Source organism: Pseudoalteromonas sp. TB64 (genome assembly GCF_000498095.1).
GTDB lineage: Bacteria > Pseudomonadota > Gammaproteobacteria > Enterobacterales > Alteromonadaceae > Pseudoalteromonas.
Map to the genome: position 1 here is coordinate 1 of NZ_AUTQ01000145.1, position 26085 is coordinate 26085.

A 26085-nucleotide genomic window follows, 5' to 3' on the forward strand; every position below is an offset into this window, starting at 1 on the left:
TCCATGCCGAACTCAGTAGTGAAACGAAACAGCGCCGATGATAGTGTAGCATTTGCTATGTGAAAGTAGGACATTACCAGGCTTCAAATTCAGTCGAAGGACTTTAATCTTAATAATTAAAAATAAGAAAATTGAAAAGAATTTTCTTGGTGACAATAGCGTTTTGGACCCACCTGATTCCATGCCGAACTCAGTAGTGAAACGAAACAGCGCCGATGATAGTGTAGCATTTGCTATGTGAAAGTAGGACATTACCAGGATTTAATTAAGAGAAACCCGTTACAGCGATGTAACGGGTTTTTTGCTTTTTGAAATTAGTAAAACTCTGCACACTAAGAGACGACACGATTAATAATAGTGTAGCATTTACTATGTGACTCTCCACCGCTGTGGGCACTACGACATTGCCAGGATTTAATTAAGAGAAACCCGTTACAGCAATGTAACGGGTTTTTTGCTTTTTGAAATTAATAAAACTCTGCACACTAAGAAACCACACGATAATAATAGTGTCGCATTTGCTATGTGACTCTCCACCGCTGTGGGCACTACGACATTACCAGGATTTAATTAAGAGAAACCCGTTACAGTAATGTAACGGGTTTTTTGCTTTTTGAAATTAGTAAAACTTTGCACACTAAGAGACGACACGATTAATAATAGTGTCGCATTTACTATGCGGCTCTCCACGGCTGTGGGCACTACGACATTATCCGAATTCAATTAAAAGAAACTCGCTGCAGTAATGTGACGTTTTTTTCTATTTAAATTTAGTAAAATCTCACCGTTAAATTCGACAACAAAACTAGGTGCACTTAATCGCGCGTGTTAAAATCCAATTTTTATGAATGACGATATAGAGGTTTAGATTGCCTACTGCGGATTATCAACGTGTATTGAATGAGGTAACTCAAGAAGTAGCACCTTTGCTATCGCAAGGAAAAGTAGCTGATTATATTCCAGCTCTCGCTGAGGTTGATCCTGAGCAGTTTTCAATTGCTATATATACTACAAATGGTGAAACAATTTGTGCTGGTGATTGTACGCAGCGTTTTACTATTCAATCTGTCTCTAAAGTAATGACACTTACAATGGCACTACAACGTTACGGTGATGAGCTGTGGCATAGAGTTGGTAAGGAACCCTCAGGTACTGCATTTAATTCGCTTACACAGCTTGAGTTTGAAAAGGGCATTCCCCGTAACCCTTTTATTAATGCCGGCGCTATTGTAACGTGCGATGCGTTATACAGCCGTTTATCTGCTCCAATGCATTCAATGCTCGAAACCTTCAGGCTATTAGCTGGTAATAGAGGGATTATTATCGATAAGAAAGTTGCCAATTCAGAATATGAGTTCAGGCATCGTAATGCTGCTATGGCGCATTTAATGAAATCGTTTGGTAATTTTGAAAATGAAGTTGATGATGTTTTGTGGGCTTACTTTAACTTTTGCTCTATTGAACTTAATTGTATTGAGTTGGCTAAAGCTTATAATTTTTTAGCTAATAAAGGTGTTGATAATCGATCAGGCAATCGTGTTTTAAGTAGTCGTCAGAATAAGCAGCTTAATTCGCTTTTATTCACGAGTGGTCTATATGATGCAGCAGGTGATTTTGGTTATAGAGTTGGTATGCCTGGTAAGTCGGGAGTGTCAGGAACTATTTTAGCCGTATTACCAAATAAGTTTACGGTAGCTGTTTATTCTCCAGGACTTAATTCGTTTGGGAACTCCGTTGCAGGAATAGCAGCATTAGAGCTGCTATCTAAAAAACTCGATATTTCTATTTTCTAGTTAACTGATGGGAGCAAAAAATTGCTCCCAACTATTAATTATTGTTCCCAATAAACCTGTTCTAGGCAATCTTCACGCTCAGGTAAACCGCGAGATAAACGCGGAGAGTGCTGAACTAATACTTCATAGCTAGCTCGGTTAGCATATTTACTAATTTGCGATAGTGACGAGTAAGTAATAGCTTGTTGCTGATGTTTAGCTGAGTTTGCTACATTAAGCTTATGGTAAACATTCGCTGACAAATCATGTAGTACAGCCGCAAGTGCGCAGTCACCTGCACCATTGGTGTTTTTTATTGAATCAGGTCCACCCATAAATGGGGCCGTATGACTATATGCTCTGATAGGTTCATCACACTCATCTTTACGCATAGCTCGTGAGAATTCGTAACGGTTAAAATCAGGTATGGCGCCTGGTAGTAACGGGTATTCGGTTTCACGCTTTAAGCTTTCGTCTACGTAGCCGGCCATAAATAAGCCTTTTTCGCCAGCGGTACAAATAACTAAGTCTACCCAATCAAGTGCTTTATCAGCAGCTAGAAGAGGATCTTCAAAACCTGTAATAGCTAAACCTTCTTCTTCGTTCATAGCAAGAATATCAACATGCTTTTCAACAAAGTTTGCCCACCAAGTAGGGTCTTGTTCAATTAAGAACTTAGTACCGAGTGTAAGCACAACTGGCACACCTGCGTCATTAGCGTATTTTACCGCTTGCATAGTGGCTTCAGTCATTGTTTCGCTACCTTGAGTACGCATAAGATAGGCACTAATCACTAAAGCTGATGAATTCTCAATAAGGTCTTTATCGATAGATTCAGGACGTAAGTGATTCATTAGGCCTGCACTTATTGCAAAAGTACGCTCACCGGTTTCATCAATTAATGTAAAACAACGGCCTACAGGCCCATCAACTGGTTGAAGGTAGTTTAAGTCTACACGGCTTGAGGTATTACATAAAAAACGGTAAGCGTAGCTACCTATTTTTATATTTTCGCTCATTACGCCCAATAAAACTGAGCGATCATCTGCAAGTACAGAGTAGTTGTGCATAGTGTTACCAATGGTTCCACCGGCAAACTCAAAATCAACCATATTGTTTAATTTTAAACGATCGTATAAGGCGTTTGTTGTATCGCTATCAATAACTTGCGACATCCCTCTACGTAGTTGAAATTCGTCAAGGAAAGCTTGATCAACTTTTGCCTCTATATCAACAACGATCTGATCGATACCCGTAATATAACTACGTTGTAATCGCTCTGTTGCGTTAAGTTGATTGGTAAGTGGATCTTTGGCTTCCACTGGAAAATAATGTTTATGCCTGCGGCGTCCAGGAAATTTCATTTGCTACCCGTGTTGTGAGCTAAATAAAAAAAGCGTGAGATTATAGCGTAAATCAGCACGAGTGAGCCATTACAAACGGGTAAATATTGTTTTATTTTTGGAATAAAGTAATGAATGGCGCACTTTAGAGTGCTAACTAGGTATAATTACAGCATAAAAGGTTATTTAAGTAGAAATAATGAACGAACCATTTGATGATTCCTACTGGATGGAACAAGCGCTTTTGTATGCAAAGCAAGCAGAGCTGCTTGATGAAATTCCGGTTGGAGCAATTGTAGTCAAAGATAACCAGCTAGTTTCAGTCGGGTATAACCGCTCAATAACGGATAATGACCCATCTGCCCATGCCGAAATGATTGCAGTGCGAGAAGCTGGAAAAGTCCTTAACAATTACCGCTTAATTGATTGCACCCTATACGTAACGTTAGAGCCATGTTCTATGTGTGCGGGATTGTTAGTGCATAGTAGAATAAAGCGTTTAGTATTTGGAGCAGTCGATGCTAAAACAGGGTCTGCGGGTTCAATTATGAATTTATTACAAGAGCCTAAGTTAAATCATCAAGTTGAGGTGTGCGGTGGTGTTTTGGCACAGCAGTGCGGGGATACTATTTCGAATTTTTTTAAACGTAGAAGAGCGCAAATTAAAGCAGCTAAGAAAGCTGCTCGTGATGATCAAATAAATAAGCCTAACTAAAGCTAACTAGCGATTGGCTCTATTTCTGATTCAGCCATTTGCTGCATAGCAAACATTCGGCGACGCCAGATGATTTTTTTGTGTAGTTTTCGCAACATAACACGACGACGTGTGGCCGTTGAATAAATGACATTGCGTTTTAATCTTTGTGTGCGTCTACGTTTTAGCATGTTTTCTCCTAATGCAAGAGTGAGAAAGGCACGGGTATATCTTATAAAATAATGATATACAATTAACACACATTAGTGATCATTTGGTGACAAGTAAACAGATATTTAATTTACTTAAATTTTGCTTACTGACATACTCAATAAACGGGTACTTATATTAATCTTAGCCATTGTTTTCACTCGACTGTTCGGGTTCGATTATAGGTTGTTGTTTTTCTGTTTGAGCTTCATCTGCCTTACTTTTTACTTCACTTTTCACTTCACTTTTTTCGTTTAGCTTTAGCTCAGTATCAGTGCTCAACTCTGTAATTGGTTCTGGCTCAGGCTCTGCAGCAATAGCATCATTTTCATCTAGCCAAACAAGTGCATCGTAATAGCGACGAATATTATCGACATATTTAACAGCTACATCGCCTCGGGCATAACCGTAGCGAGTTTTACGGTAATAGCGCTTTTTAATTAATAGCGGTAGGCGTTTTTTTACATCAGCCCATTTGTCAGGACTTGCGCCTTGCTGTTCGGTAATTATACGTGCGTCGTTAACATGCCCCCAACCTACATTGTATCCGGCCAAAGCAAGCCATGTGCGGTCGGGTTGCGGGATACGGTCAGGAATACGTTTAATAAGCTTGCTTAAGTATTTAGCGCCACCACGAATGTTTTGCTCCGGTTCTAACCGGTTAGTAACACCTACTTGTTTGGCTGTACTGCGAGTTAGCATCATGATGCCGCGCACACCTGTTGGTGATTTAGCGCGAGGATTCCACATAGATTCTTGATAGCTTAGTGCCGCTAATAATCGCCAGTCAAGGCTACCTGCATATTGTTCAAACCATGGCTGGTATGTTGGTAAGGTTTCTTTAATTGCTTCTATATAGGCTAGGGTATTTACATAGTTAAATTGGCGCACGTGACCGAAGTATTTTTCTTCAAGTACATAGAGCTGGTTACTTTGCTTAACGTCACCAAAAAATGGCACCAACAACGCATATAAAGAGTCGTCTTTAGATTTATTAAGTATCCATGCAATCGGGTCGTTATGGCTAACTGAAAAACCAATACTTAAATTTGGGTGGTAACGGCGAAACAGCGATAATGTATGCGTATCAGCAAGTGTATAATCTATCTCACCATCGATAACGGCTTGTAAAAGCTCTTCTTCGTCAAATTCTTCGCTTTCTGTCCAGGTAAGATCTGGATTGTTTTTCTTCATTTTTTGTAGAGTAAGCGAGTGGCTACTTTTAGCTATAACAGTAAAGTTGCCATCTAAGTCGTCAAATTCTCGAGGACGAACACGACCTTGTTTATAAACTAATTTTTGGCTGATTGTTCTGTAAGTCGGTCCGTAACGGTATTGCTCTGCACGGGTTTTATTATAGGTAAGTCCTGAGGCAATTAAATCTAAATCACCGCTTTCAAGGCGTTCAAACATATCAGATAAATTAAAAAATGGGACTATTTCAAGCTCTACACCTAAATAATCGGCAAAAGCTTGCGAAAGTTCATATTCAAAACCTTGCTCGCCTTGCACTGCTTGATAATAATTACTAGCGCTTGCAAGGGTACCTACACGTATTTTATTGTGTTCTTTTATTTGGGCGAGTTGAGTTGGCTGTTCTTGCATATCACATGCACATAACAGCATAACTAAAGTAATGATTATTATTAGCTTTTCTTTCAACATTGTTTGCCTCTTTAACCCATTAAACCCCGTTATAGCAAAACTTAGCCACTACGTCACTTTACCTTTTATTTTATTAACTAAAAGCGGCTATAAATAAAGCTGAAAAGTTAATTTTATGAAAAGCGTAATTTTGAGTTAAATCTCAATGCTACTTAGACTATAATGTTGCCCTAAAATATCGTTCAATCCCTAACCCCGGGTGAAATTATCTATGTTGATCCTTCGTGGTGCACCAGCACTTTCAGAGTTCAGAGTTAATAAAATTTTAGCGCGTTGCCAACAATCGCAACTTCCAGTCACTAACGTATACGCCGAGTATGCTCACTTTGCCGACTTAACGTCGCCATTAAGTAGCGCCGAGCAAACCAAGCTTGAAAAGCTATTAACATACGGCCCTACCATTACTGAGCACACTCCTGCCGGTACTCTTGTATTAGTTACGCCTCGTCCAGGCACTATTTCGCCTTGGGCATCTAAAGCAACCGATATTGCCCATAACTGTGGTTTAAAACAGGTTCATCGTGTTGAACGCGGTATTGCTTATTATGTTGAAGGTGACTTAAACGCAGAACAACTTGCACAAGTAATTGCGTTATTGCACGACCGTATGACCGAAGCCACGCATAGCGAGCTTGAAGATGCTGCACAACTTTTTCGCAGTGATGCACCGCGCCAAATGTCGTCTGTTGATATTTTAGGTGGCGGACGCGAAGCATTAGCAATAGCCAATATTGAGCAAGGTTTTGCCCTTGCTGATGACGAAATAGATTACTTGGTAGAAAACTTTATAAAGTTAGGACGTAACCCTAACGACATCGAATTGTTTATGTTTGCACAAGCAAACTCAGAGCATTGTCGCCATAAAATATTTAATGCTGACTGGACGATCGATGGAAAAGAGCAGCCAAAATCGCTGTTTAAAATGATTAAAAATACGTTTGAGTTAAATCCTGAAAATGTATTGTCCGCGTATAAAGATAACGCGGCAGTAATGAAAGGCTCAAAAGCGGGTCGCTTCTTCCCAAACGCGCAAGGTGAATATGCGTATCATCAAGAAGACATTGAAATACTAATGAAAGTTGAAACTCATAACCACCCAACAGCTATTGCGCCATTCTCTGGTGCGGCTACAGGCTCTGGTGGTGAGATTCGCGATGAAGGCGCAACTGGTCGTGGCTCTAAGCCAAAAGCAGGTTTAGTTGGCTTTACTGTATCAAACTTACGTATTCCAGGTTACGAGCAACCATGGGAAAGCGATTTTGGTAAGCCGAGTCGTATTGTTAACGCGCTTGATATAATGACAGAGGGTCCACTAGGTGGGGCTGCATTTAATAATGAGTTTGGTCGTCCTAACTTATTAGGCTACTTCCGTACTTACGAAGAAAAAGTCACAAGCCATAATGGCGAAGAAGTACGTGGTTACCATAAACCAATTATGCTTGCCGGTGGTTTAGGTAATATTCGCTCTGATCATGTTCAAAAAGGCGATATTCCTGTTGGCGCTAAATTAATTGCGCTAGGTGGACCTGCAATGAACATTGGTTTAGGCGGTGGTGCTGCATCAAGCATGGCCTCAGGTCAATCAAACGAAGATTTAGATTTTGCTTCAGTACAACGCGAAAACCCAGAAATGGAACGTCGTTGCCAAGAAGTTATCGATAAATGTTGGCAGCTAGGTGACGAAAACCCAATTGCATTCATCCACGATGTAGGTGCTGGCGGTTTATCAAATGCGTTTCCTGAGCTTGTTAACGATGGCGGACGTGGTGGTAAGTTCCAATTACGTAGCATTCCTAACGATGAGCCAGGTATGGCACCACACGAAATTTGGTGTAATGAATCACAAGAACGCTATGTACTTGCTGTTGGCGTAGAGGATTTTGATCGCTTTGAAGCAATTTGTAAGCGTGAACGTGCCCAGTACGCTGTTATTGGTGAAGCAACCGCTGAACCTCACTTAACAGTGTCAGACAGTCATTTTGAAAATAACCCTGTTGATTTACCGCTGGACGTATTATTAGGTAAAGCACCTAAAATGCATCGCGATGTAACGTCAAAGCACGTTGTTGGTAAAGCGCTTGATACTACATTAATAAATGCAGCAGATGCAGCGCAGCGCTTAATGCGTTTACCAGCCATTGCAGAAAAAACATTCCTAATAACAATCGGCGATCGCTCAGTTACGGGTTTAGTAGCGCGCGATCAAATGGTCGGTCCTTGGCAAGTACCTGTTGCTAACTGTGCAGTAACTGCGGCAACGTATGATACTTACCACGGTGAAGCTATGTCACTTGGTGAGCGTACTCCTGCAGCATTACTTAATTACGGTGCATCTGCTCGTTTAGCTGTAGCTGAGTCGTTAACTAATATTGCCTGTGCAAACATCGGTAGCCTTGAAAACATTAAGTTATCGGCAAACTGGATGGCAGCAGCGGGTCACCCAGGTGAAGATGCTGGTTTATACGAAGCTGTTAAAGCCGTAGGCGAAGAGCTTTGTCCTGCGCTTGGTTTAACGATTCCAGTGGGTAAAGATTCTATGTCGATGAAAACGACATGGAAAGATGAAGGTGACTCACAAGAGAAGTCAGTAACGTCGCCGCTTTCACTGGTTATAACTGCGTTTGGTCGTGTTGACGACGTGCGTAAAACAGTCACTCCACAACTGCGCACAGATAAAGGCGATACATCGCTTATATTAGTTGATTTAGGTGCGGGTAAAAACCGCATGGGCGCATCAAGCCTTGCGCAAGTTTATAAGCAATTAGGTGATGTAACACCTGACGTTGATAGCCCTGAGTTATTAAAAGGCTTTTATAACGCAATGCAAGCGCTTGTGGCTGATAGTAAGTTACTTGCTTATCATGACCGCTCAGACGGTGGTTTATTTACCACGGTTGCTGAAATGGCGTTTACGGGTCATACCGGTGTAACGGTTGATTTAGCTGGTTTAACAGGTTCAGACATTGAAGCGCTTTATAACGAAGAGCTAGGTGCCGTAATCCAAGTAGCAAATGCTGATTTAGATGCAGTAAATGCGGTGTTTGAACAACATGGTATAGCAGCAATTAGCCACAACATTGGCACGCTTAACAGTGACGATACGATTATATTTAACCGTGGCGAAAATACGGTACTTAATCATACGCGTACTGAGCTTCGTACTATTTGGGCTGAAACAACGTATCAAATGCAAGCACGCCGTGATAACCCTGAATGTGCTAAGCAAGAGTTTGATGCTAAATTTGATGCAAAAGATCCAGGCTTAAACGTAAAACTAAACTTTGATTTAAACGAAGATATAGCTGCACCATACATTGCAACCGGTGCTAAACCGCAAATGGCTATTTTACGTGAGCAGGGTGTTAACTCTCATTTAGAAATGGCGGNAGCGTTTAATCGCGCAGGTTTTGCAGCCGTTGATGTACACATGAGTGACATTTTAGAAGGTCGTTTAACACTAGAGCAATTTAAAGGTTTAGTGGCATGTGGTGGTTTCTCATACGGTGACGTACTTGGTGCGGGTGAAGGTTGGGCTAAGTCTATTTTGTTTAACGACATGGCACGCGATCAGTTCCAAAACTTCTTCCATCGTGAAGATACCTTTAGTTTAGGTGTATGTAACGGTTGCCAAATGTTATCAACGTTAAAAGAGTTGATCCCTGGCACTGAACATTGGCCGCGCTTTGTAACTAATAAATCAGAGCGTTTTGAAGCACGCTTTAGTTTAGTAGAAATACAAGAGAATCCGTCTGTGTTCTTTAATGGAATGGCTGGCTCNCAGCCACTAAAGCGGCGCTTAGTAGCGGCACTGTAGCGGTTAAGTTTGTAGATAACTACGGTAACCCTACTACGCAGTACCCAGCTAACCCTAATGGTTCTCCAGAAGGTATTACAGGTATTACGTCAACTGATGGTCGCGCCACTGTAATGATGCCGCATCCAGAACGTGTATTCAGAAGCGTTGCCAACTCTTGGCATCCTGATGAGTGGATCGAGGATAGCCCGTGGATGCGTATGTTCCGTAACGCACGTAAAAACGTAGGTTAATTACATTTGCGTTTATACAAGTTAGATTCATAATCTTACTGTAAAATAAAAAAGGCTGCATTGTGCAGCCTTTTTTGATTAGTATAGTTTTAGCTAAAAGCACAAAGCATTTAAGGATAGTATGTTTAAGCGAGTTGGTTTAATTGTTGGGGCTGTATTGCTAAGTACCTTGCTGCTTGGTTATGTATTTCGTTTACCTTTATTACAGTGGGCTATAGCGCCTGAGCTTAAAAAAGCAGGCATTACGTTAAGTTGTCTCGATTTTTCAATTACGTCTGAACTAAATATTCATGCTGATAAAGTGTGTGTAAATTACCAAAATCAACAGTTACAACTCACTGGTATTACTGCAAATACAAAGCGTATAGATATTAAAAATGCAGTGCTAACGGTTAATTCACTCCCTAAAAGTGATAATGCTAATCAACTTGCTAAAAATCTCGATTTAGCGCTTCCCTTAAATCGCCCATTAATCAGCATTAAACAGCTTGTAGTAAAAAGTGACGAGCTCAATAAGCCACTTAAAATAAGTATATTGGAACCCACACTAAATCAGTTTAATGTCACTGGTGATATCAACGCGAGTGCAACTTTGGCTGTTAATAAAGTAAGTGGTCAGTTTTTAATTAATGACACTTTTTTAAAGCACGTTATAAACACTAAAAATACATTAATTGCAGATGCTAACTTTAATACTCAGCAAGCATTTAGCTTTGATGGTATAGAACTTGAATTAAATGGTGATATTAGCTCCCAGTTTGCTCACACGTATGAATTTTCTCATACAAATCAGCAGTGCCAGATTAACGTATTAACCACGGGCAAGTTGGCGACTCGTTTTAATTTAAATAGCCAAGTGTTAATGTTTAATACCGATTTGCTTAATAACAAAATTAATCTAACACCAAGCTGTACTGAGTTAATTCCACCGAGTGAATACGCAGGCTTTGTTAGCAAACAAGTTCCTTTAAATTGGCAACTTAAACTCCCTCAATCTATTCGCTTAGAGGGTAGTGAGCTCAGTGTACCTGTAATAAATTTGGTGAGTGAAGGCGATAAGCTATTTGATATTTTAATAACAGATACAACACTAAATATTACATCTCCACTTGAGTACTTACAGACAAATTTATCAGCTCAAATAAATACACCCGATATAAATAATATTAGCGTTAATGCTCAGTTATCTGGCGCTGTTATTAAAGGCGATTACGCCGTTATGCTTGAAGACTTGCCTGAGTTTGCACCTGCAACAGCGAATGGGCTTAGCCTTAGTGGTCACTTTAATATAAGTGAGTTTATAGACTCAAAACCAATTGGGCTTATAAATGCTAAATTAACGCTTAATAGTGTAGATGCGTTTGATATAAGTGCAGTGCAATACCAAGGTGATTTAACAGCAAAAATGGATAAACAGTTAAACGCAGAGGTAGCGTTAACTCAGCAGTTAAAAAGCGCAGAATATAAAGAATTTAAAGTCACAGATATAAGTAACACATTAACAGCAAATGCTAATTTAGGCGTAGGTGAGTTATTTGCTGATCTAACAGCAAAAACGAATATAAAGGCTGTTAATAGCCCCGACATAAAACTTAATAATATAAAAGTAGAGTCTACGGGCTTGCAAAGCCGTGCACTAAAAGCCACGCATCACGCATTTATAAACGATGTTGAGTTAGTTGTAAATCATCATATGTCGTCGCAAGCTCATCCGTTTGAAGTCATTATTCCTGAACAAAGTACGCTGCTGTTAAATGCGCTTATTAGGCAATTTGAGCCACTTGCACAACTAACAGAGGGCGAATTTAATGGCTATATTAGTGGCGATGTAAACTTACAAAATGCATCGTTCAATATGGGGATTAGTCATACAAGTGCACTGTATAGCGATTACCTTGCGAGTGATTTAAGCAGTAGATTTAGCGGGGAATATAATTCAGGTAAGCTTAATGTAAAACCAACTACCTTTAATTTAAATGAGTTTAGAGCGGGTGCCGTAGTTAAAGCGATTGAAGGTCAATGGCAAGTTAATAACAATACCGCGCTTATAAATGATGTAAAAGGAAGTGTGTTTGGTGGCGAATTTTCGTTAGATACCTACACAATAGGGAAGCCAAACCAAGTTGCCAATGTTAAGTTTGAAAACATTGATGCAAGTAAACTCGTTACACTCGACGATAAGTCGGGCATTGTATTAACGGGGCGCTTGGCGGGGTCTTTACCTGTCCATTTTGATAGTGGAAAAATTGAAATAATTGACGGTAGTTTATTTAGCCAAGGAACAGGTAATTTAAAAATCACCAATAATGCCGCGTTTGATTCAGTAATGCAGCAACAGCAAGAATTGCAACCTGTATTAGGACTATTAACTAATTTAGATATTCAAAAACTTAATAGCAGTGTGGCATTAAAAAACGATGGCTGGTTAAAGCTTGGGGTTAATTTACAAGGCTATAATAAACAAGAGCAGCAGCAAGTTAACTTTAATTATAGCCACGAAGAAAACGTATTTACACTTTTACGCGCACTGCGTTTAAGTGACGAAATTACACAGAAAGTTGAGCAACAATACTCACAAAAAGGAAACTAATAATGAGACAGTCGTTATTGATAAAAGTACTGCTCGCGCTAGGTGCTATTAGTGCACTAAGTGCCTGTACGCACCGAGTTGAGGTGTCTGCTAAAGAGCCCATTACTATTAATTTAAATGTGAAGGTCGATCACGAAATTCGCGTAAAAGTAGATAAAGAACTCGACAGTTTGTTTAGTGACGACAGTGAGTTATTTTAAGGAGCTAAAACATGAATACGAAGAAAAAATTAAATATTATTACGTTAGTTAGTGCAGTATGTATGTCGTTCTCTGCGTGGGCTATTAGCCTTGATGACGCTAAAAACCAAGGTTTTGTAGGTGAAGATAGCTCTGGTTATTTAGGGCTCGTTGTACAAAACGCAGAAGCAAAAGCAGTTGTTGATGACATAAATGCAAAGCGTAAAGCGCAGTACTTAAAGCTGGCTAAAAAGAATAACTTGTCACTTTCACAAGTAGAAGCACTTGCTGCCGCTAAAACAATTGAAAAAACCCAAAGTGGTCATTACGTTGAAGTAAATGGCAACTGGGTTAAAAAATAAGCTTAAGTTATTGCCTTGTTTTGTAAAAAGTTTTGCACAAAGTTTTGTACAAACCAAAATAAAACCGAGCATTTAAGCGCTCGGTTTTTTACAGCCTTCAAGTAACTGCTGCCAAAAATCAATACCCTTACGCCTTGCTAGGTTTATATTATGCTCTGGAATAGATTCAGGTTCGTTATAACTATCAAGCGCTTCGCTCATACTTGCTTCGCGGATTAAATGCAGGGTAGGAAAAGGCGCTCTATTTGTGTAGTTTGCTGCATCGGTTTCATCGCTATCGGCAAATACGTAATCTGGGTGAAAGTTAGCAATTTGATACTTGCCTTCAAACCCCTGCGCGACTAAAAGCGCATTAGCTAAATCGACCAAGTCTAAAAAGTCTTCAAAATCACTAAAGCCGTTGTCAAACATGATAAGGGTTGTTTCGCGCTCTGGTTCGCGGTCAAGCTCAACACATTGCTCAAGCATATCCATTACAGCATCATCCGTACTTGTTGCTGGGCTTACTATGTAATGAATACAGTTATTTTCTACTTCTTTGCGAGCAAACGGGCAAAAGTTATATTTAACGATAACAGATGACACCCATTCGCGGGTTTGGCTTATAGCTATGTTGGTCACGGTTTTGGCTCTAAATATTGGTTAATAATGGTAAGTGTTTTTTGTATAGCACCTTGGTTTTTAGCAACGCATTGCGCAGCTTTAATACCTAAGGTTTGGCATGCTTTTGTATTTTGGCTAAACGTTATAAGCTGTTTTGCAAGTTCGTCTTTGTTATCAACCACTACAGCGCCTTTAAGCTTTATTAACTCGGGATAAACATGATCAAAATTATATGTGTGTGGACCCGTTATTACACCTACCGAAAACGCCGCTGATTCCAGTGGGTTGTGCCCACCTCTGCGGATTAAGCTGCCGCCAATAAAGCTCACATTTGCTGCGCCGTACAAACACTGCAGTTCACCGAGCGTGTCAGCAAGGAGGACTTGCTCATTGCTATAGTTATTTTGGCTGCGGCGGCTAAAACTAAGTGGGCTTTGTGTTAAAAGCTCAGCTACTTTATCAAATTGCTCTGGATGACGCGGGGCAATTATAAGTAATGCATCGGGTTGCTTTTTTAGTAACTCTTGATGGGCTGAAAGCACCAGCTCATGCTCAACAGGATGTGTTGAGCCTGATGCCCATACAAAGCATTCGTTATTGATGTGTTCATTACTACTATTTTTATTAATACTATAAAGCTGTTTAAGGTTGAGTACTTTGGCTAATTGCTCGTCGCTTGGTGTTATATCAAATTTTATAGAGCCTGTTACATAGCTTTTTGAGGTTTCGAGACCAAGCTCTATAAAACGCTCCGCATCTGCCTTGTTATGACTCGCAAGTACTGTAATTGAGCGCATAATAATATGCGTTAATTTAGCGACCTTTTGATAGCCTTGCTGCGACTTTTTAGAGAGTCTTGCATTGATAACAAGTACCGGTATATTTTTTTTGTGACTTATCGCCATTAAATTTGGCCATAGCTCGGTTTCTAAAATACATAATGCTTGTGGCTTAATACGGTTTAAAAATCGGGCTGTCGCAAACGGAAAATCAATTGGTAAGTAGCTACACGCCACAGTATTTTTAAACTGGTTAAGTATTTGCTCTCTGCCTGTTGGGGTATTACAGGTTATAAGTATATTTAAATTTGGATGCGCTTTTTGAAGAGCTTTAATAAGCGGCGTTGCGGCAAGTACCTCACCAACAGAAGCACAATGAAAAACTAAAGGTTTGGTTTTAGTCGTAAATAAAGACTTACTGACAAACCCAAAGCGCTCTTTAAAGTGTGCACGATAGCCTTGGTTTTTTTTACCTCGTAAAATATAGAGATAAAATACAATCAGTGGGCTAATAAAAATTAATGCTAGAGAGTAAAAAATGCGTGCCATACTGATCTTTCTTAAAGGGAAGTGGCGTTAGTTTACCGTGAAATAGCCGTTTTCTAAACATACTCACAATAAAATATGGTCTGGGTTCAGTTATAACCCGATAAAATGCACACAATTAAATAAAATTATGGAATAATGGATTTAATTTTTCCCTGCTATTTCAGTTCCTAGAGGAATTTTTCATGTCAATTATCGATTCAGTGGCAGCTAGCTACGTTGAAACATTAAACCGTCATCAAGCATTATTTGAAACGATGGAAGCTTATCATCAAGAATCTATGCAACTGTTAGAAGCGTGTCACAGTGCATTACAAGCTGGTGGCAAGATTGTTTGGTTTGGTAACGGTGGTAGTGCAGCAGATGCTCAGCATTTAGCAGCAGAATTTGTAGTGCGCTATAAATTAGAACGTGGTCCGCTTGCCTCTATGGCATTGACTACAGATACATCAATTTTAACAGCACACAGCAACGATTATCATTTTGATACGGTGTTTGAACGTCAAGTTCAAGCGCTATGTAAACCAGAAGACTTAGTAATTGGTTTAACTACGTCAGGCACAAGCAATAATATTAATTTAGCATTAGAAGCTGCAAATAAATTAGGCGCTTTTACCGTGGCATTAACTGGGCGTGATGGCGGTAAAGTGAAAGATATTGCTAAGTTACCTATCATTATAAAAAATGACGAAACAGCACGTATTCAAGAAGCTCACATGTTTATAGGTCACTGGTTATGTGAAGCCATGGATATGGTTGTTGCGGAGCAGCAGTAATGGATTTATCGTTATTAAAAAACTTATCAGCGGCACGAATATTGGTTGTTGGCGACGTAATGCTAGACCGTTATTGGTATGGCGATACAGGGCGTATTTCGCCAGAAGCGCCAGTACCCGTTGTTAAAGTAAGTAAATTTGAAGACAAAGCGGGCGGTGCAGCTAACGTTGCAAAAAACATAGCGCGTTTAGATGCAAAAGTCGGCTTGCTCGGTTTAATTGGTGAAGATGAAAGCGGACAAATTTTAGAAACAATTCTAAAAGGTGAAAATATTAGCTCACAGCTAGTCAGTGTGTGTGATTTGCCGACTATTTCAAAAATGCGCGTTATTAGTCGTCATCAACAACTCGTTCGTCTTGATTTAGAAGAAACGTTTACTGAGCAACACAGCCAGCTTTTATTAAACCGCTTAGAGTTGGTACTTGATGAATACGACTTTATTGTGTTTTCTGATTACAGCAAAGGATCTTTAAGCTTAATTAAAGAGATGATAAGTCTTGCTAAAAGTGCGGGTAAAACAGTTTTAATCGACCCTAAATCGCCAGATTTACATTTATATGAAGGTGCTGATTACATTACGCCTAATTTACATGAGTTTAAGTTAGCAGGTGGTCAAACCGATTCAGAAGAAGCTTTAGCAGCAAGTGCGCGTGATTTAATTAGCAAAAATGGTATTAAAGCTATGTTGCTTACGCGTTCTGAGCAAGGTATGTCGCTAATTAATGCAGATGAAAAGTTTGATTTTGCAGCACAAGAGCTTGAAGTAAGCGATGTAACTGGGGCCGGTGATACTGTTATAGCTACACTCGCGGTTATGCTTGGTGCGGGCATGGAACCTAAAGATGCTGTCGAAATTGCTAATTTAGCGGCAGGTATAGCGGTTAGTAAATTTGGTGCAGCAACGGTCTCACCAGAAGAGTTAAGTCGTAAGCTTGGTCAGTATTTACATACTAATGGTGAGCATTACCAAACACCATTTGATGATGTACTTCAGCATATTGAATTTGCAAAACAAAACGGCGAAACAATTGTATTTACTAATGGCTGCTTTGATATCTTACATGCTGGGCATGTGCGTTATTTAGCACAAGCTAAAGCCCGAGGCGATAGACTCGTTGTTGGATTAAATAACGATGAATCTATTACGCGCTTAAAGGGGGCAGATCGTCCTATTAACCCACTAGATGAGCGTGCAATGGTACTTAGCGCACTTTCATCAGTTGATTGGGTTATTCCGTTTGGTAGTCTAGATGAAAACGATACTCCCGCTAAATTAATTGAGCAAATAAGCCCTGATATTTTAGTTAAGGGTGGCGACTACACCGTAGAGAAAATAGCGGGTGCTGAGCATGTACTTCGCCATGGTGGAAAAGTTGAAGTGCTTGAATTTTTAGATGGGTGCTCAACATCAAAAGTAATTAGTAAAATTAAACAGTAATTACTTATACCAACCTGCATAAATCTTTGATCAATTTAACGAATTAAATTGCACTACAACGTCGTTAAAAATTTTTTATTTAGAACAACTAGATACAAAAATTTTTGCCTAGTTCTAGCGTGATTTTCTTAGCGTTAAATAGACCCCATATATAAGCAGGTTGGTATTATTTAGTTTGCTTAAAAAATACAAAAAAGGGATGAAAACACTGTTTTCATCCCTTTTTATTTTTAATAAAGTAACTTATTAAAAGTTATATTCGTACTTAGCAAATGCAGATGTGTCGTTATCTACGTCATCATTATTTGATGCAAATGCACCTAACGTCAAACGTCCACCCATTGTAATTAGTCTATAACGAAGTTCTAACTGTTTAGAGTTAAATCCTGTTTTAGTGATCGAATTTCCTAAATCTGGATTGTTAGGGTAAAGATCGCGATTATCGCTATTGTAATCAACACTGCGTAGTTTAACTTGCCAATCATCACCGCTTGATAGCTGACCTAATAATGTTAAAACGACAGATTGCGCATCGTTATCGTATGTTGAACCAATAGTACGACCGTGATAGCGATAACCTGATTTATAATCAGAATGTTCGTAATAACAGTTTTCATCAGTAGATTCAGGGTTGCACGAAACGCCTGTATCTGTGTACTCTAAATTTATTAATAGGTTTTGGTTGTACATACGCTGCGTTGTTTGTACGCCAAATAAGTAGGCTCTATCGGCAGGTTTAAACTGTGAGCTTGCATCTTCGCCAATAGTACTTGCGTATAAAGCATAAGGTTGGTTGAAAAGCGTATCTGACCAACGAATGTCAATTCCCGCTAACTGGTTACCAATTTTAGTGTCTAATGCGCTATCACAGCTTTCGCTGCCATCAGCACATTGTGTTTGCCCTGTAATTACATCAATAAAATCGCCAGCAGATCCCGGTTGTCCGTCTCCTGCCCATTGTGCAGACCAACTAAGTGCAACTTCTAACTGTTGAATGGGACGAAAATTAACACGAGTGCTCCACAGTAATGCATCAGGAATAACGCGTGTCGATTCAAGTTTAGCCATTTGCGCTGTAAAACCCCATTGACCAATCCAACTTAACCACGGTGTTTCAAAAGCAGTGCTTTGCTCTCTGGTTACACTTAGTGCAGGTAAAGGTTTAGCGTTACCTGACATAATTAAACTGTTATCAACCCCTGGTCCCCAAAATTGCTCAACAGCACCGGCTCTAAAAATCCAATTACCTAATCGGTAAGCTAAGTAGCTGTCGTCAAATGAGGTGTCGTTACAATCGGTTAAAGCTTGCTCATCAGTAATTATATCGTCAGCGGTTTTACCTTCAACTAAACATTTTTTTCCGTCGTCTCTATAGTTAACAGCTATTTTGGCAGCAAAATTATCACCTAAATAAGCATATGCAGCTGAAAGTTCTGACTCTTGTGTATTAGTAGCACCAAAGCTGGTGGCTATAATCGGATCTGTTGCAGCAAAAGCTGAAAGTTGAACATTATGCGAACTACTATTTTCAGATTTATAACGATGTTTTACACGCAGTAATGCATCTTGCAAGCTAGGCGAAAGTTGCTCAAGTGATGTGCTATCTACATCACCCATAAAGCTCTTCCACATTAAAGGATAAGTTGTAACGGGTGCTAAAATAACACCCGCATCAGCTAGCTGTTGAATATCGGCTCTTAGACCGTAGTCATCAGGTTTTACCCATGGCTCAGCATTAGCTGATACGCTTATCGCGCAAAAGATAGAAGATAGAAGAAAAATTCTGTTTCGCAAAGTTCAGATCCTTGTGATTAAGATTACGGCTAAGTTTAGCAACCTAAGTATGTTATTGCAGTAAATTTTCAAATTTAGGGCGTTAATTTATAGTATAAAAAATGTAACCCGGCTATCGCAATAAGTATGCGATTGATATACTGGAGCTCAAATAGGAAATTGAGAATGTAATGAGCAATAAACGACTTTTATTTATCCCAGTATCATCGCCAGAAGGGATTGGTGAATATATGCGATCGTTGTTGTTAGCTCAAAGTTTAAAAACGACATTGTCAGAACCATTAGATATACACTTTATTTTAAATAAGCACACCGCTTATGCCGACAGTTGCCCCTTTGAAACAACACTTCTTAATCATTCAGCTACTAAAGAATTAGATGGCGTGTGTGACGTAATTGAAGCGTTCAAACCGCATGTAGTTATTTTTGATTGTGCTGGACGAGCTGGACACATGAAAGCGGCAAAAAAAATAGGTGCTAAAGTAGTTTTTATTTCTCAACATGCTAAAAAGCGTGCAAAAGGGTTAAAGCTTAATCGGATTAAATTAATAGATACCCACTGGGTTGTGCAACCTGATTACTGTATTGAGCCGCTTAGTTGGATAGAAAATACTAAATTAGATATTTTTACTTTAGCACGCCCTTACAATGTGGGCCCTTTTATCGCTTTCTCTACAGCCGATCAAAGGCAGCAATTATTAAATAAATACAAGCTAAAAGCGGGTTGCTATTTTATTGTGAATGCGGGCTCTGGTGGGCATGTTATAAACGGACAAAATTGCGCAGATACTTATTTTAAAGCTGCGCTTGAAATAACTAAGCTTACAGGCTTAAAAGGTGTTGTTGTATTTGGTTCAAATTATAATAAATCGATACCAGAAACAGAAGAACTTATTTGTTTACCAAATCAACAAAGCACTGAGTTTTTAGCGTTAATGAGTGACGCTAAAGTTGCATTACTTAGTGCTGGAGATACTTTATTACAAGCTATTGCAGTCCATACTCCTGCCGTTGCTTGCGCTATTTCTAAGGATCAATATAAGCGCCTTAATAGTTGTGAAAAAACAGGCGTTGTTCTCAAAGCTGACCTTAATATTGACTCTATTGTGAGTAAGGTCGAGTATATTATTAATAAACCTTTTTATGATGATCTAACAAATAAATACACCCACCTTGAAAATGTACACAGTTTTGATGTAATAACTCAAGGTGTAAAAAGCATGTTGCTTGGAAGTCATTCGTGAACATTGTTATTGTGATTGACTCGTTAGTGGGTGGCGGGGCGGAAAAAGTAATGCTGACATTAGCTGAAAAAATCGCTCAGCAGCATAATGTTACCATTCTGTCTCTTGCTAACTCTATCGAATACAGCATACCTAAAGTACTTAACGTTGAGAGCTTATTCGCACATAGAGCATCAAAAGTTGATCGGTTTTGGCAACGTAAAAATAGTGTATTGAAACTAGAAGCGTGGTTTGAAAAAAAACAGAGCGAGATAGGTGATATTGATTTAGTACTTTCTAATCTTGATAGAAGTAATAATTTACTCTCAAAAAGTAATATCAAAAATGTTCACTTTGTTATTCATAACTCCGTTAACGCAGAACTTGCACGTCAAAAAAAGTTAGGTCCATTTTCATACTTATATCTTAAAAAGAGTAAGCAAAATTTAAATGGTAAATCACTTATTTGCGTATCAAAGGGTGTTGAAAAAGAAATAACACAAGGGGATTTAATTAACCCAAGTGCAATTGCGACTATTTATAACCCGTTCGATTTTGAAAAAATAAACCAACAAGCAAATGAGCAAAATAACAATATCCCAAATGAGCCCTACTTAATTCATGTAGGAAGGCTCGCCAAACAAAAACGCCACGATATATTATTTGCAGCATTTGCAAAGCTTGATAAAAAATACAAGTTAGTCCTTTTATGTAATAAACCCGCAAAAGCGCTAAAGCTTGCACAGCAATATGGCATAGAAAAACAGTTGGTAGTGCCAGGGTTTCAACAAAACCCTTATAACTGGATTAAGCAGGCTGAAGCATTATTGCTGAGTTCTGATTTTGAAGGGTTTGGGAATGTAATTGTTGAGGCTTTGGCTGTGGGCACCCCCGTAGTTAGCACTAATTGTACATTTGGACCAAGCGAGATTTTAACAGGCGAGCTAAGTAAATACTTAGTACCCGTTCAACAAAGTGAGGCATTAGCTAATGCTGTTAAGCAGGTGCTGGCAGATAAGCCAAATGTAGAAAACGCAGATATTTTAAAACAAGTACAGGCAGAGCAGGTTGCTCTGCAGTATTTAGCATTGGCTAACTAAGTCTAAGTTAACTTATATTAGCGAGCGCTTTTAGGTAGTTACTGTGTAGAGTTTGAAAGTCACTCACTTGCCAATTAAATACCTCGTTTCGACCTTGTTCTTTTAAAAACGAGCGCTCAAGACGTGCCATATTACTTTGTTGCCATTGTGGGTTAGGCGCTCTTATTTCACCTCTATCAAAGTCGATAATATACACATCACCAGTATCATCAAATAAAATATTATTAATGTTTAAATCGGCGTGATACACACCTTTTGAATGAAATAGCGCGATTGTTTTAGCTATTCCCTCTAACTCATCTTCAGTCAATGAGCGTTCAATTAATATGTCGAGTACACTTTTAGCGCCTTTAACAGCTTCTGTAATAATATCACCACGATAAATTAATCCGCTGCGAGTTACTTTAGCTGCAATAGGGGTTGGTACGTTTAAACCAAGCTCTATAAGTTTACTCATTAAGCTAAACTCTTTATACACACGGGTTTGTTCAAGCCCAGGGTATAAATACTGATCGCTTAGCAATTTACCCACTAAGCCACCGCGCCAATAATGCCTAAGTACGGCTGTTAATTCGTCTTGCTTAAAAAACCACGCAGTTGCTCGACCTTTTTTAGCGCCCACAATTTTATTTTGTTGTTGCCAATAATTTGCATCAAACCAATCGAGGGTAATTTGGCTTGTGTATTTAGGGTGGCTTAATACAGTGTGGTTGCCTTGCACGTGTTGTTTAAACATAGCTCTGCGTAATTGCTAAATAATGTGCCTATATTAGCGCGTTTTAAAGCTGAGGATAAGTGCTTGCAATAGCGTGATTATAATTTAAGATCGGCTTTTGTATTTAATACCTAAGGGAATGCGTGACTCAAGCTCCTAATTATTCATCTATTTGTATATTAAGACTCTCAGCCATTGGTGACGTATGTCATGGTGTGAGTGCTGTACAAGCTATTCAAAAAGCACACCCTAATGCAAAAATTACGTGGGTTATTGGCAAAATAGAAGCCATGCTACTTGCCGATTTACCGGGTGTTGAGCTGGTGGTATTTGATAAAAAACAAGGCAAAGCAGCGCTTAAAAGCTTAAAGCAACGCTTTAAAGGTCAACAGTTTGATGTACTACTTAACATGCAAGTTGCACTAAGGGCTGGGTTTGTAGCGCGTTGTATTCCGGCAAAAGTAAAAATAGGCTTCGATTGGGCGCGTTCAAAAGAATTACATAGCTTATTTATTAATAAACGAATAGCCCCAGAAGCTCAGGCGCATGTGCTTGAAGGCTTTAAAGGTTTTGCAAAAGCCATCGGTGTAGCTGATTATAAACCGAGTTGGAACATGCCATATACAGAGCAAGACCAAGCGGTTGCCGATGAACTATTAACACCAGAATACCTAACTAATAAACTATTAGTAATATCTCCAGCAGCAAGTAAAGCACAGCGTAATTGGTTAGCTGAACGTTATGCAGCATTGGCTGATTATGCAAGCGAGCAAGGCTTTAAGGTGGTATTGACGGGTGGTCCAACAGAGCTTGAAATTAACCTAGCAAATAGCATTGTAGAGCATAGCAAAACACCTATTTTAAATTTAGTGGGCAAAACGAAACTCAAAGAATTGTTGTGCGTGTTAAAGCGTGGCAGCTTAGTGCTCGCGCCCGATACAGGCCCTGCACATATGGCGGTAACTGTTGGTACGCCGGTTATTGGTTTATATGCACATTCAAACCCAGCACGAACAGGCCCTTACTTATATCAAGATTACGTGGTTGAGGTTTATCATCAAAATTTGCTTAAGCAAACAGGTAAAACAGCTAAGCAAGTACCGTGGGGTACGCGCGTAAAAGGCGATGACTTAATGAGCCAAATTACGGTTGATGATGTAAAAGCGATGTTTAACCATGTTGTACAAAAAGAGTCTTTGTAATGAATGTACAACAAAAAAATAAATCGCTTTTTTTAGATCGAGATGGCGTGGTAAACGTTGACCATGGTTATGTGTATCAAAGCGATAAATTTGAATTTATTGAAGGTGTTTTTAGCACTTGTAAAGCATTTTATGATGCGGGCTATAAAATCATAATCGTCACTAATCAATCTGGAATTGGTCGAGGTTATTACACCGAAGCTGATTTTTTAGCACTAACTGATTGGATGAAAGCCCAATTTAGTGCGCACAGTATTGAAGTTACCGATGTGTACTTTTGCCCTCATCACCCTAAAAAAGCGCACCCTGAATATTTGAAAGAGTGCAGTTGCAGAAAGCCTGCGCCAGGTATGTTATTGCAAGGCATACAAGAGCATAACATCGACCCTGCTTGCAGTATTATGGTGGGCGATAAACTCAGTGATATGCAGGCTGCAAAAAAAGCAGGGATCACTACCCGCGTTTTAGTGCGTTCAGGTCAAAGCTTTGATGAAAGTGCCAAGCAAGAGGCTGATTTAATTATCGATTCTATAAACAGTTTACCTGCGCTTTTAAAGACATAAATAAACTAAACAGATTAGCCTGTAAACTGGCAGGAATTCCTTCCAGTTTAGGGCGTTTGCGACGAACTGCAAACCGTGCATTTTCCCCATTAAACTTTTACAATACCCCCCATAATAAACAGTCGCTTAAATGTGGTTGTTTACCCGTTCAAATAAATGGAGAACACAGATGAGAGCATCTGCTTTTTTTAGCCAGCTACAACAGCAAATTGAAGACGTAAAAACCGAAGGTTTGTATAAAAGCGAACGTATTATTAAATCTCAGCAGCAAGCTCAAATCGAAGTTGCGTCAGGTAAAGTAATCAACTTTTGTGCTAATAACTACTTAGGTTTAGCTAATAGCCCAGAGCTAATTGAAGCTGCGCAAAACGGTTTAAATAATCATGGTTTTGGTGTTGCGTCTGTTCGTTTTATTTGTGGTACGCAAGATATTCATAAAACACTAGAGAAAAAAATCAGTGAGTTTTTGGAAACTGAAGATACCATTCTATATTCTTCGTGTTTTGATGCAAACACCGGTTTGTTTGAAACTATTTTAGGCGCAGAAGACGCTATTATTTCTGATTCATTAAACCATGCATCAATTATTGATGGTGTACGTTTATGTAAAGCTAAGCGTTTTCGTTATGCAAATAACGATATGGCTGATCTTGAAAAGCAACTTATTGCCGCAGATGAAGCCGGCGTTAAAACTAAGCTAATAGCTACTGATGGCGTGTTTTCTATGGACGGCGTTATTTGTAATTTAGAAGCCGTGTGTGACCTAGCCGATAAATACGATGCACTTGTAATGGTTGATGACTCTCACGCAGTTGGCTTTGTTGGCGAAAACGGTAAAGGTACACCTGAGTACTGTAATGTATTAGACCGTGTAGATATTATCACCGGCACATTAGGCAAAGCGCTAGGCGGCGCTTCAGGTGGTTATACTTCAGGTAAAAAAGAAATTGTTGAATGGTTACGCCAACGTTCGCGCCCATACTTGTTCTCAAACTCATTAGCGCCTTCAATTGTTACTGCATCAATTAAAGTACTTGAAATGCTAGAAAGTGGCGGCGAGCTTCGCGCTAAACTTTGGTCAAATGCTAAATATTTCCGTGAGCAAATGGAAGCTGCTGGTTTTACGTGTGCAGGTAAAGATCATGCAATCATCCCTGTAATGCTGGGAGATGCAAAAGTAGCCTCGTTAATGGCTGATAAGTTACTTGTTGAAGGTATTTACGTAACTGGTTTTTCATTCCCTGTAGTACCAAAAGGGCAAGCGCGTATTCGTACACAAATTTCAGCGGCGCATAGCATTGAGCAACTTGATATTGCTATTGATGCATTTACCCGCATTGGTAAAGAAATGGGCGTTATTTAATTTTATTTTAAACCGAAGCCTTGCTTCGGTTTTTTAGTTGAGTGTGAATTATGAAAGCATTATCTAAATTAAAAGCAGAACCGGGCATTTGGATGACAGATGCACCAAAGCCAGAAGTGGGTCATAACGACTTGCTAATTAAAATTCGTAAAACAGCTATTTGTGGTACCGACGTACATATTTACAAATGGGATGAATGGGCAAGTAAAACGATTCCTACTCCTATGGTTGTTGGTCACGAATATGTTGGTGAAGTCGTTGATATGGGTCAGGAAGTTCGTGGCTTTAAAGTAGGCGACCGCGTATCGGGTGAAGGTCATATTACCTGTGGGCATTGTCGTAACTGTCGTGCTGGGCGTGTACATTTATGCCGTAATACAACGGGTGTTGGCGTAAATCGTGAAGGTGCATTTGCAGAGTATTTAGTTATTCCTGCATTTAATGCATTTAAAATTCCAGATAATATTTCTGACGAACTGGCTTCAATTTTTGACCCGTTTGGCAATGCAGTTCATACCGCATTATCGTTCGACTTAGTTGGCGAAGATGTACTTATTACTGGTGCAGGCCCAATTGGTATTATGGCTGCAGCTGTTGCAAAACATGTTGGTGCTCGCCACGTTGTAATTACCGACGTAAACGAATATCGTCTAGACTTAGCCCGCAAAATGGGTGCATCACGTGCTGTAAACGTGGCAAGCGAAAAGCTTGAAGACGTAATAAAAGACTTAGGTATGACAGAGGGCTTTGATATTGGTCTTGAAATGTCAGGTGTGCCAAGCGCTTTTAATTCAATGCTTAATAACATGAACCACGGCGGTAAAATTGCCATGCTAGGTATTCCACCATCTGATATGGCGGTTGATTGGAACCAAGTTATTTTTAAAGGTTTAGTGATTAAAGGTATTTACGGTCGCGAAATGTTCGAAACGTGGTACAAAATGGCAAGCTTGATTCAATCTGGTCTTGATTTAAACCCAATCATTACACATCAGTATTCTGTGGATGACTTCCAAGCTGGCTTTGATATGATGATTTCAGGTCAGTCAGGTAAAGTAATTTTAAACTGGGATTAGTTCCTCACTAAATTACAAGAAGGGCGGCTTTAGCCGCCTTTTTT

The 26085-nt window shown here is 39.4% G+C and carries 20 protein-coding genes, 1 rRNA gene and 1 pseudogene; 15 read left to right on the plus strand and 7 right to left on the minus strand.

Annotated elements, in window-relative coordinates; all coding sequences use genetic code 11:
* Nucleotides 1-145: 145 nt before the first annotated feature.
* Both rrf and glsB read left to right on the plus strand, forming a co-directional pair.
* Nucleotides 146-260 (plus strand): 5S ribosomal RNA (gene rrf / locus L647_RS0111535).
* A gap of 609 nt (nt 261-869) precedes the next feature.
* Nucleotides 870-1793, plus strand: coding sequence for a glutaminase B (gene glsB, locus L647_RS0111540; RefSeq protein WP_024611238.1), 924 nt, complete (start codon nt 870-872; stop codon nt 1791-1793).
* A gap of 38 nt (nt 1794-1831) precedes the next feature.
* Here glsB and L647_RS0111545 read toward each other — a convergent pair whose 3' ends face one another.
* Nucleotides 1832-3136: an inosine/guanosine kinase gene (locus L647_RS0111545; protein WP_010554383.1), complete on the minus strand. Its 1305-nt coding sequence runs from the start codon at nt 3134-3136 to the stop codon at nt 1832-1834.
* Nucleotides 3137-3314: 178 nt separating this feature from the next.
* Between L647_RS0111545 and tadA the strand changes: the two genes are divergently transcribed.
* A complete protein-coding gene (tadA, locus tag L647_RS0111550; RefSeq protein WP_010554384.1) occupies nt 3315-3830 on the plus strand; it encodes a tRNA adenosine(34) deaminase TadA in 516 nt (171 codons plus the stop codon).
* A gap of 2 nt (nt 3831-3832) precedes the next feature.
* On the opposite strand, the gene L647_RS1000000126120 is transcribed toward tadA, so the two are convergent.
* Together L647_RS1000000126120 and mltF are read right to left on the minus strand one after the other, a co-directional pair.
* Nucleotides 3833-4000, minus strand: coding sequence for a hypothetical protein (locus L647_RS1000000126120; protein ID WP_007584688.1), 168 nt, complete (start codon nt 3998-4000; stop codon nt 3833-3835).
* Between the two features lie 163 nt (nt 4001-4163).
* Nucleotides 4164-5684, minus strand: coding sequence for a membrane-bound lytic murein transglycosylase MltF (mltF, locus tag L647_RS0111560; RefSeq protein ID WP_024611239.1), 1521 nt, complete (start codon nt 5682-5684; stop codon nt 4164-4166).
* Between the two features lie 211 nt (nt 5685-5895).
* On the opposite strand from mltF, the pseudogene purL reads away from it, so the two are divergent.
* From purL to L647_RS0111580, 4 genes and pseudogenes are all read left to right on the plus strand, one after another.
* A pseudogene (gene purL / locus L647_RS01000000124100) lies at nt 5896-9731 on the plus strand (phosphoribosylformylglycinamidine synthase).
* Between the two features lie 121 nt (nt 9732-9852).
* Nucleotides 9853-12321 carry a YdbH domain-containing protein gene (locus L647_RS0111570; RefSeq protein ID WP_024611240.1) on the plus strand — a complete coding sequence of 823 codons (2469 nt, stop codon included), beginning with the start codon at nt 9853-9855 and terminating at the stop codon, nt 12319-12321.
* Nucleotides 12322-12323: 2 nt separating this feature from the next.
* The gene (locus L647_RS0111575; RefSeq protein ID WP_007584699.1) at nt 12324-12521 is read left to right on the plus strand and encodes a YnbE family lipoprotein; all 198 of its coding nucleotides are present in this window, start codon (nt 12324-12326) and stop codon (nt 12519-12521) included.
* An 11-nt stretch (nt 12522-12532) separates the two neighbouring features.
* Complete coding sequence (locus L647_RS0111580; RefSeq protein ID WP_007584701.1) at nt 12533-12862, plus strand: YdbL family protein; 330 nt, start codon at nt 12533-12535, stop codon at nt 12860-12862.
* A gap of 72 nt (nt 12863-12934) precedes the next feature.
* On the opposite strand, the gene L647_RS0111590 is transcribed toward L647_RS0111580, so the two are convergent.
* Both L647_RS0111590 and waaA read right to left on the minus strand, forming a co-directional pair.
* Nucleotides 12935-13483, minus strand: coding sequence for a DUF1415 domain-containing protein (locus tag L647_RS0111590; RefSeq protein WP_024611241.1), 549 nt, complete (start codon nt 13481-13483; stop codon nt 12935-12937).
* A complete protein-coding gene (waaA, locus tag L647_RS0111595) occupies nt 13480-14793 on the minus strand; it encodes a lipid IV(A) 3-deoxy-D-manno-octulosonic acid transferase (protein WP_024611242.1) in 1314 nt (437 codons plus the stop codon). Before waaA ends, L647_RS0111590 begins: the two co-directional genes overlap by 4 nt.
* Nucleotides 14794-14975: 182 nt before the next feature.
* Between waaA and L647_RS0111600 the strand changes: the two genes are divergently transcribed.
* The gene (locus L647_RS0111600; protein ID WP_024611243.1) at nt 14976-15566 is read left to right on the plus strand and encodes an SIS domain-containing protein; all 591 of its coding nucleotides are present in this window, start codon (nt 14976-14978) and stop codon (nt 15564-15566) included.
* Nucleotides 15566-17005: a bifunctional D-glycero-beta-D-manno-heptose-7-phosphate kinase/D-glycero-beta-D-manno-heptose 1-phosphate adenylyltransferase HldE gene (hldE, locus tag L647_RS0111605; protein ID WP_024611244.1), complete on the plus strand. Its 1440-nt coding sequence runs from the start codon at nt 15566-15568 to the stop codon at nt 17003-17005. Before L647_RS0111600 ends, hldE begins: the two co-directional genes overlap by 1 nt.
* A 246-nt stretch (nt 17006-17251) precedes the next feature.
* Here hldE and L647_RS0111610 read toward each other — a convergent pair whose 3' ends face one another.
* On the minus strand, nt 17252-18799 hold the full coding sequence (locus tag L647_RS0111610; protein ID WP_024611245.1) for a capsule assembly Wzi family protein: 1548 nt from the start codon (nt 18797-18799) through the stop codon (nt 17252-17254).
* A gap of 170 nt (nt 18800-18969) precedes the next feature.
* On the opposite strand from L647_RS0111610, the gene L647_RS0111615 reads away from it, so the two are divergent.
* Nucleotides 18970-20043 (plus strand): hypothetical protein, encoded by a 1074-nt coding sequence (locus L647_RS0111615; protein ID WP_024611246.1) that lies wholly within the window; start codon nt 18970-18972, stop codon nt 20041-20043.
* On the plus strand, nt 20040-21122 hold the full coding sequence (locus L647_RS0111620) for a glycosyltransferase (protein ID WP_024611247.1): 1083 nt from the start codon (nt 20040-20042) through the stop codon (nt 21120-21122). The genes L647_RS0111615 and L647_RS0111620 overlap by 4 nt, the downstream gene beginning before the upstream one ends.
* 7 nt (nt 21123-21129) lie before the next feature.
* Here L647_RS0111620 and L647_RS0111625 read toward each other — a convergent pair whose 3' ends face one another.
* Nucleotides 21130-21858: a 3-deoxy-D-manno-octulosonic acid kinase gene (locus L647_RS0111625; protein WP_024611248.1), complete on the minus strand. Its 729-nt coding sequence runs from the start codon at nt 21856-21858 to the stop codon at nt 21130-21132.
* A 122-nt stretch (nt 21859-21980) separates the two neighbouring features.
* Between L647_RS0111625 and L647_RS0111630 the strand changes: the two genes are divergently transcribed.
* From L647_RS0111630 to tdh, 4 genes are all read left to right on the plus strand, one after another.
* Nucleotides 21981-23039, plus strand: a complete 1059-nt coding sequence (locus tag L647_RS0111630) for a glycosyltransferase family 9 protein (protein ID WP_024611249.1) — start codon at nt 21981-21983, stop codon at nt 23037-23039.
* Complete coding sequence (gene gmhB, locus L647_RS0111635) at nt 23039-23602, plus strand: D-glycero-beta-D-manno-heptose 1,7-bisphosphate 7-phosphatase (RefSeq protein WP_024611250.1); 564 nt, start codon at nt 23039-23041, stop codon at nt 23600-23602. Before L647_RS0111630 ends, gmhB begins: the two co-directional genes overlap by 1 nt.
* Nucleotides 23603-23771: 169 nt before the next feature.
* Nucleotides 23772-24965, plus strand: a complete 1194-nt coding sequence (locus L647_RS0111640; RefSeq protein WP_024611251.1) for a glycine C-acetyltransferase — start codon at nt 23772-23774, stop codon at nt 24963-24965.
* Between the two features lie 50 nt (nt 24966-25015).
* Complete coding sequence (gene tdh / locus L647_RS0111645; protein ID WP_007584716.1) at nt 25016-26041, plus strand: L-threonine 3-dehydrogenase; 1026 nt, start codon at nt 25016-25018, stop codon at nt 26039-26041.
* The last annotated feature ends 44 nt before the right edge of the window (nt 26042-26085 follow it).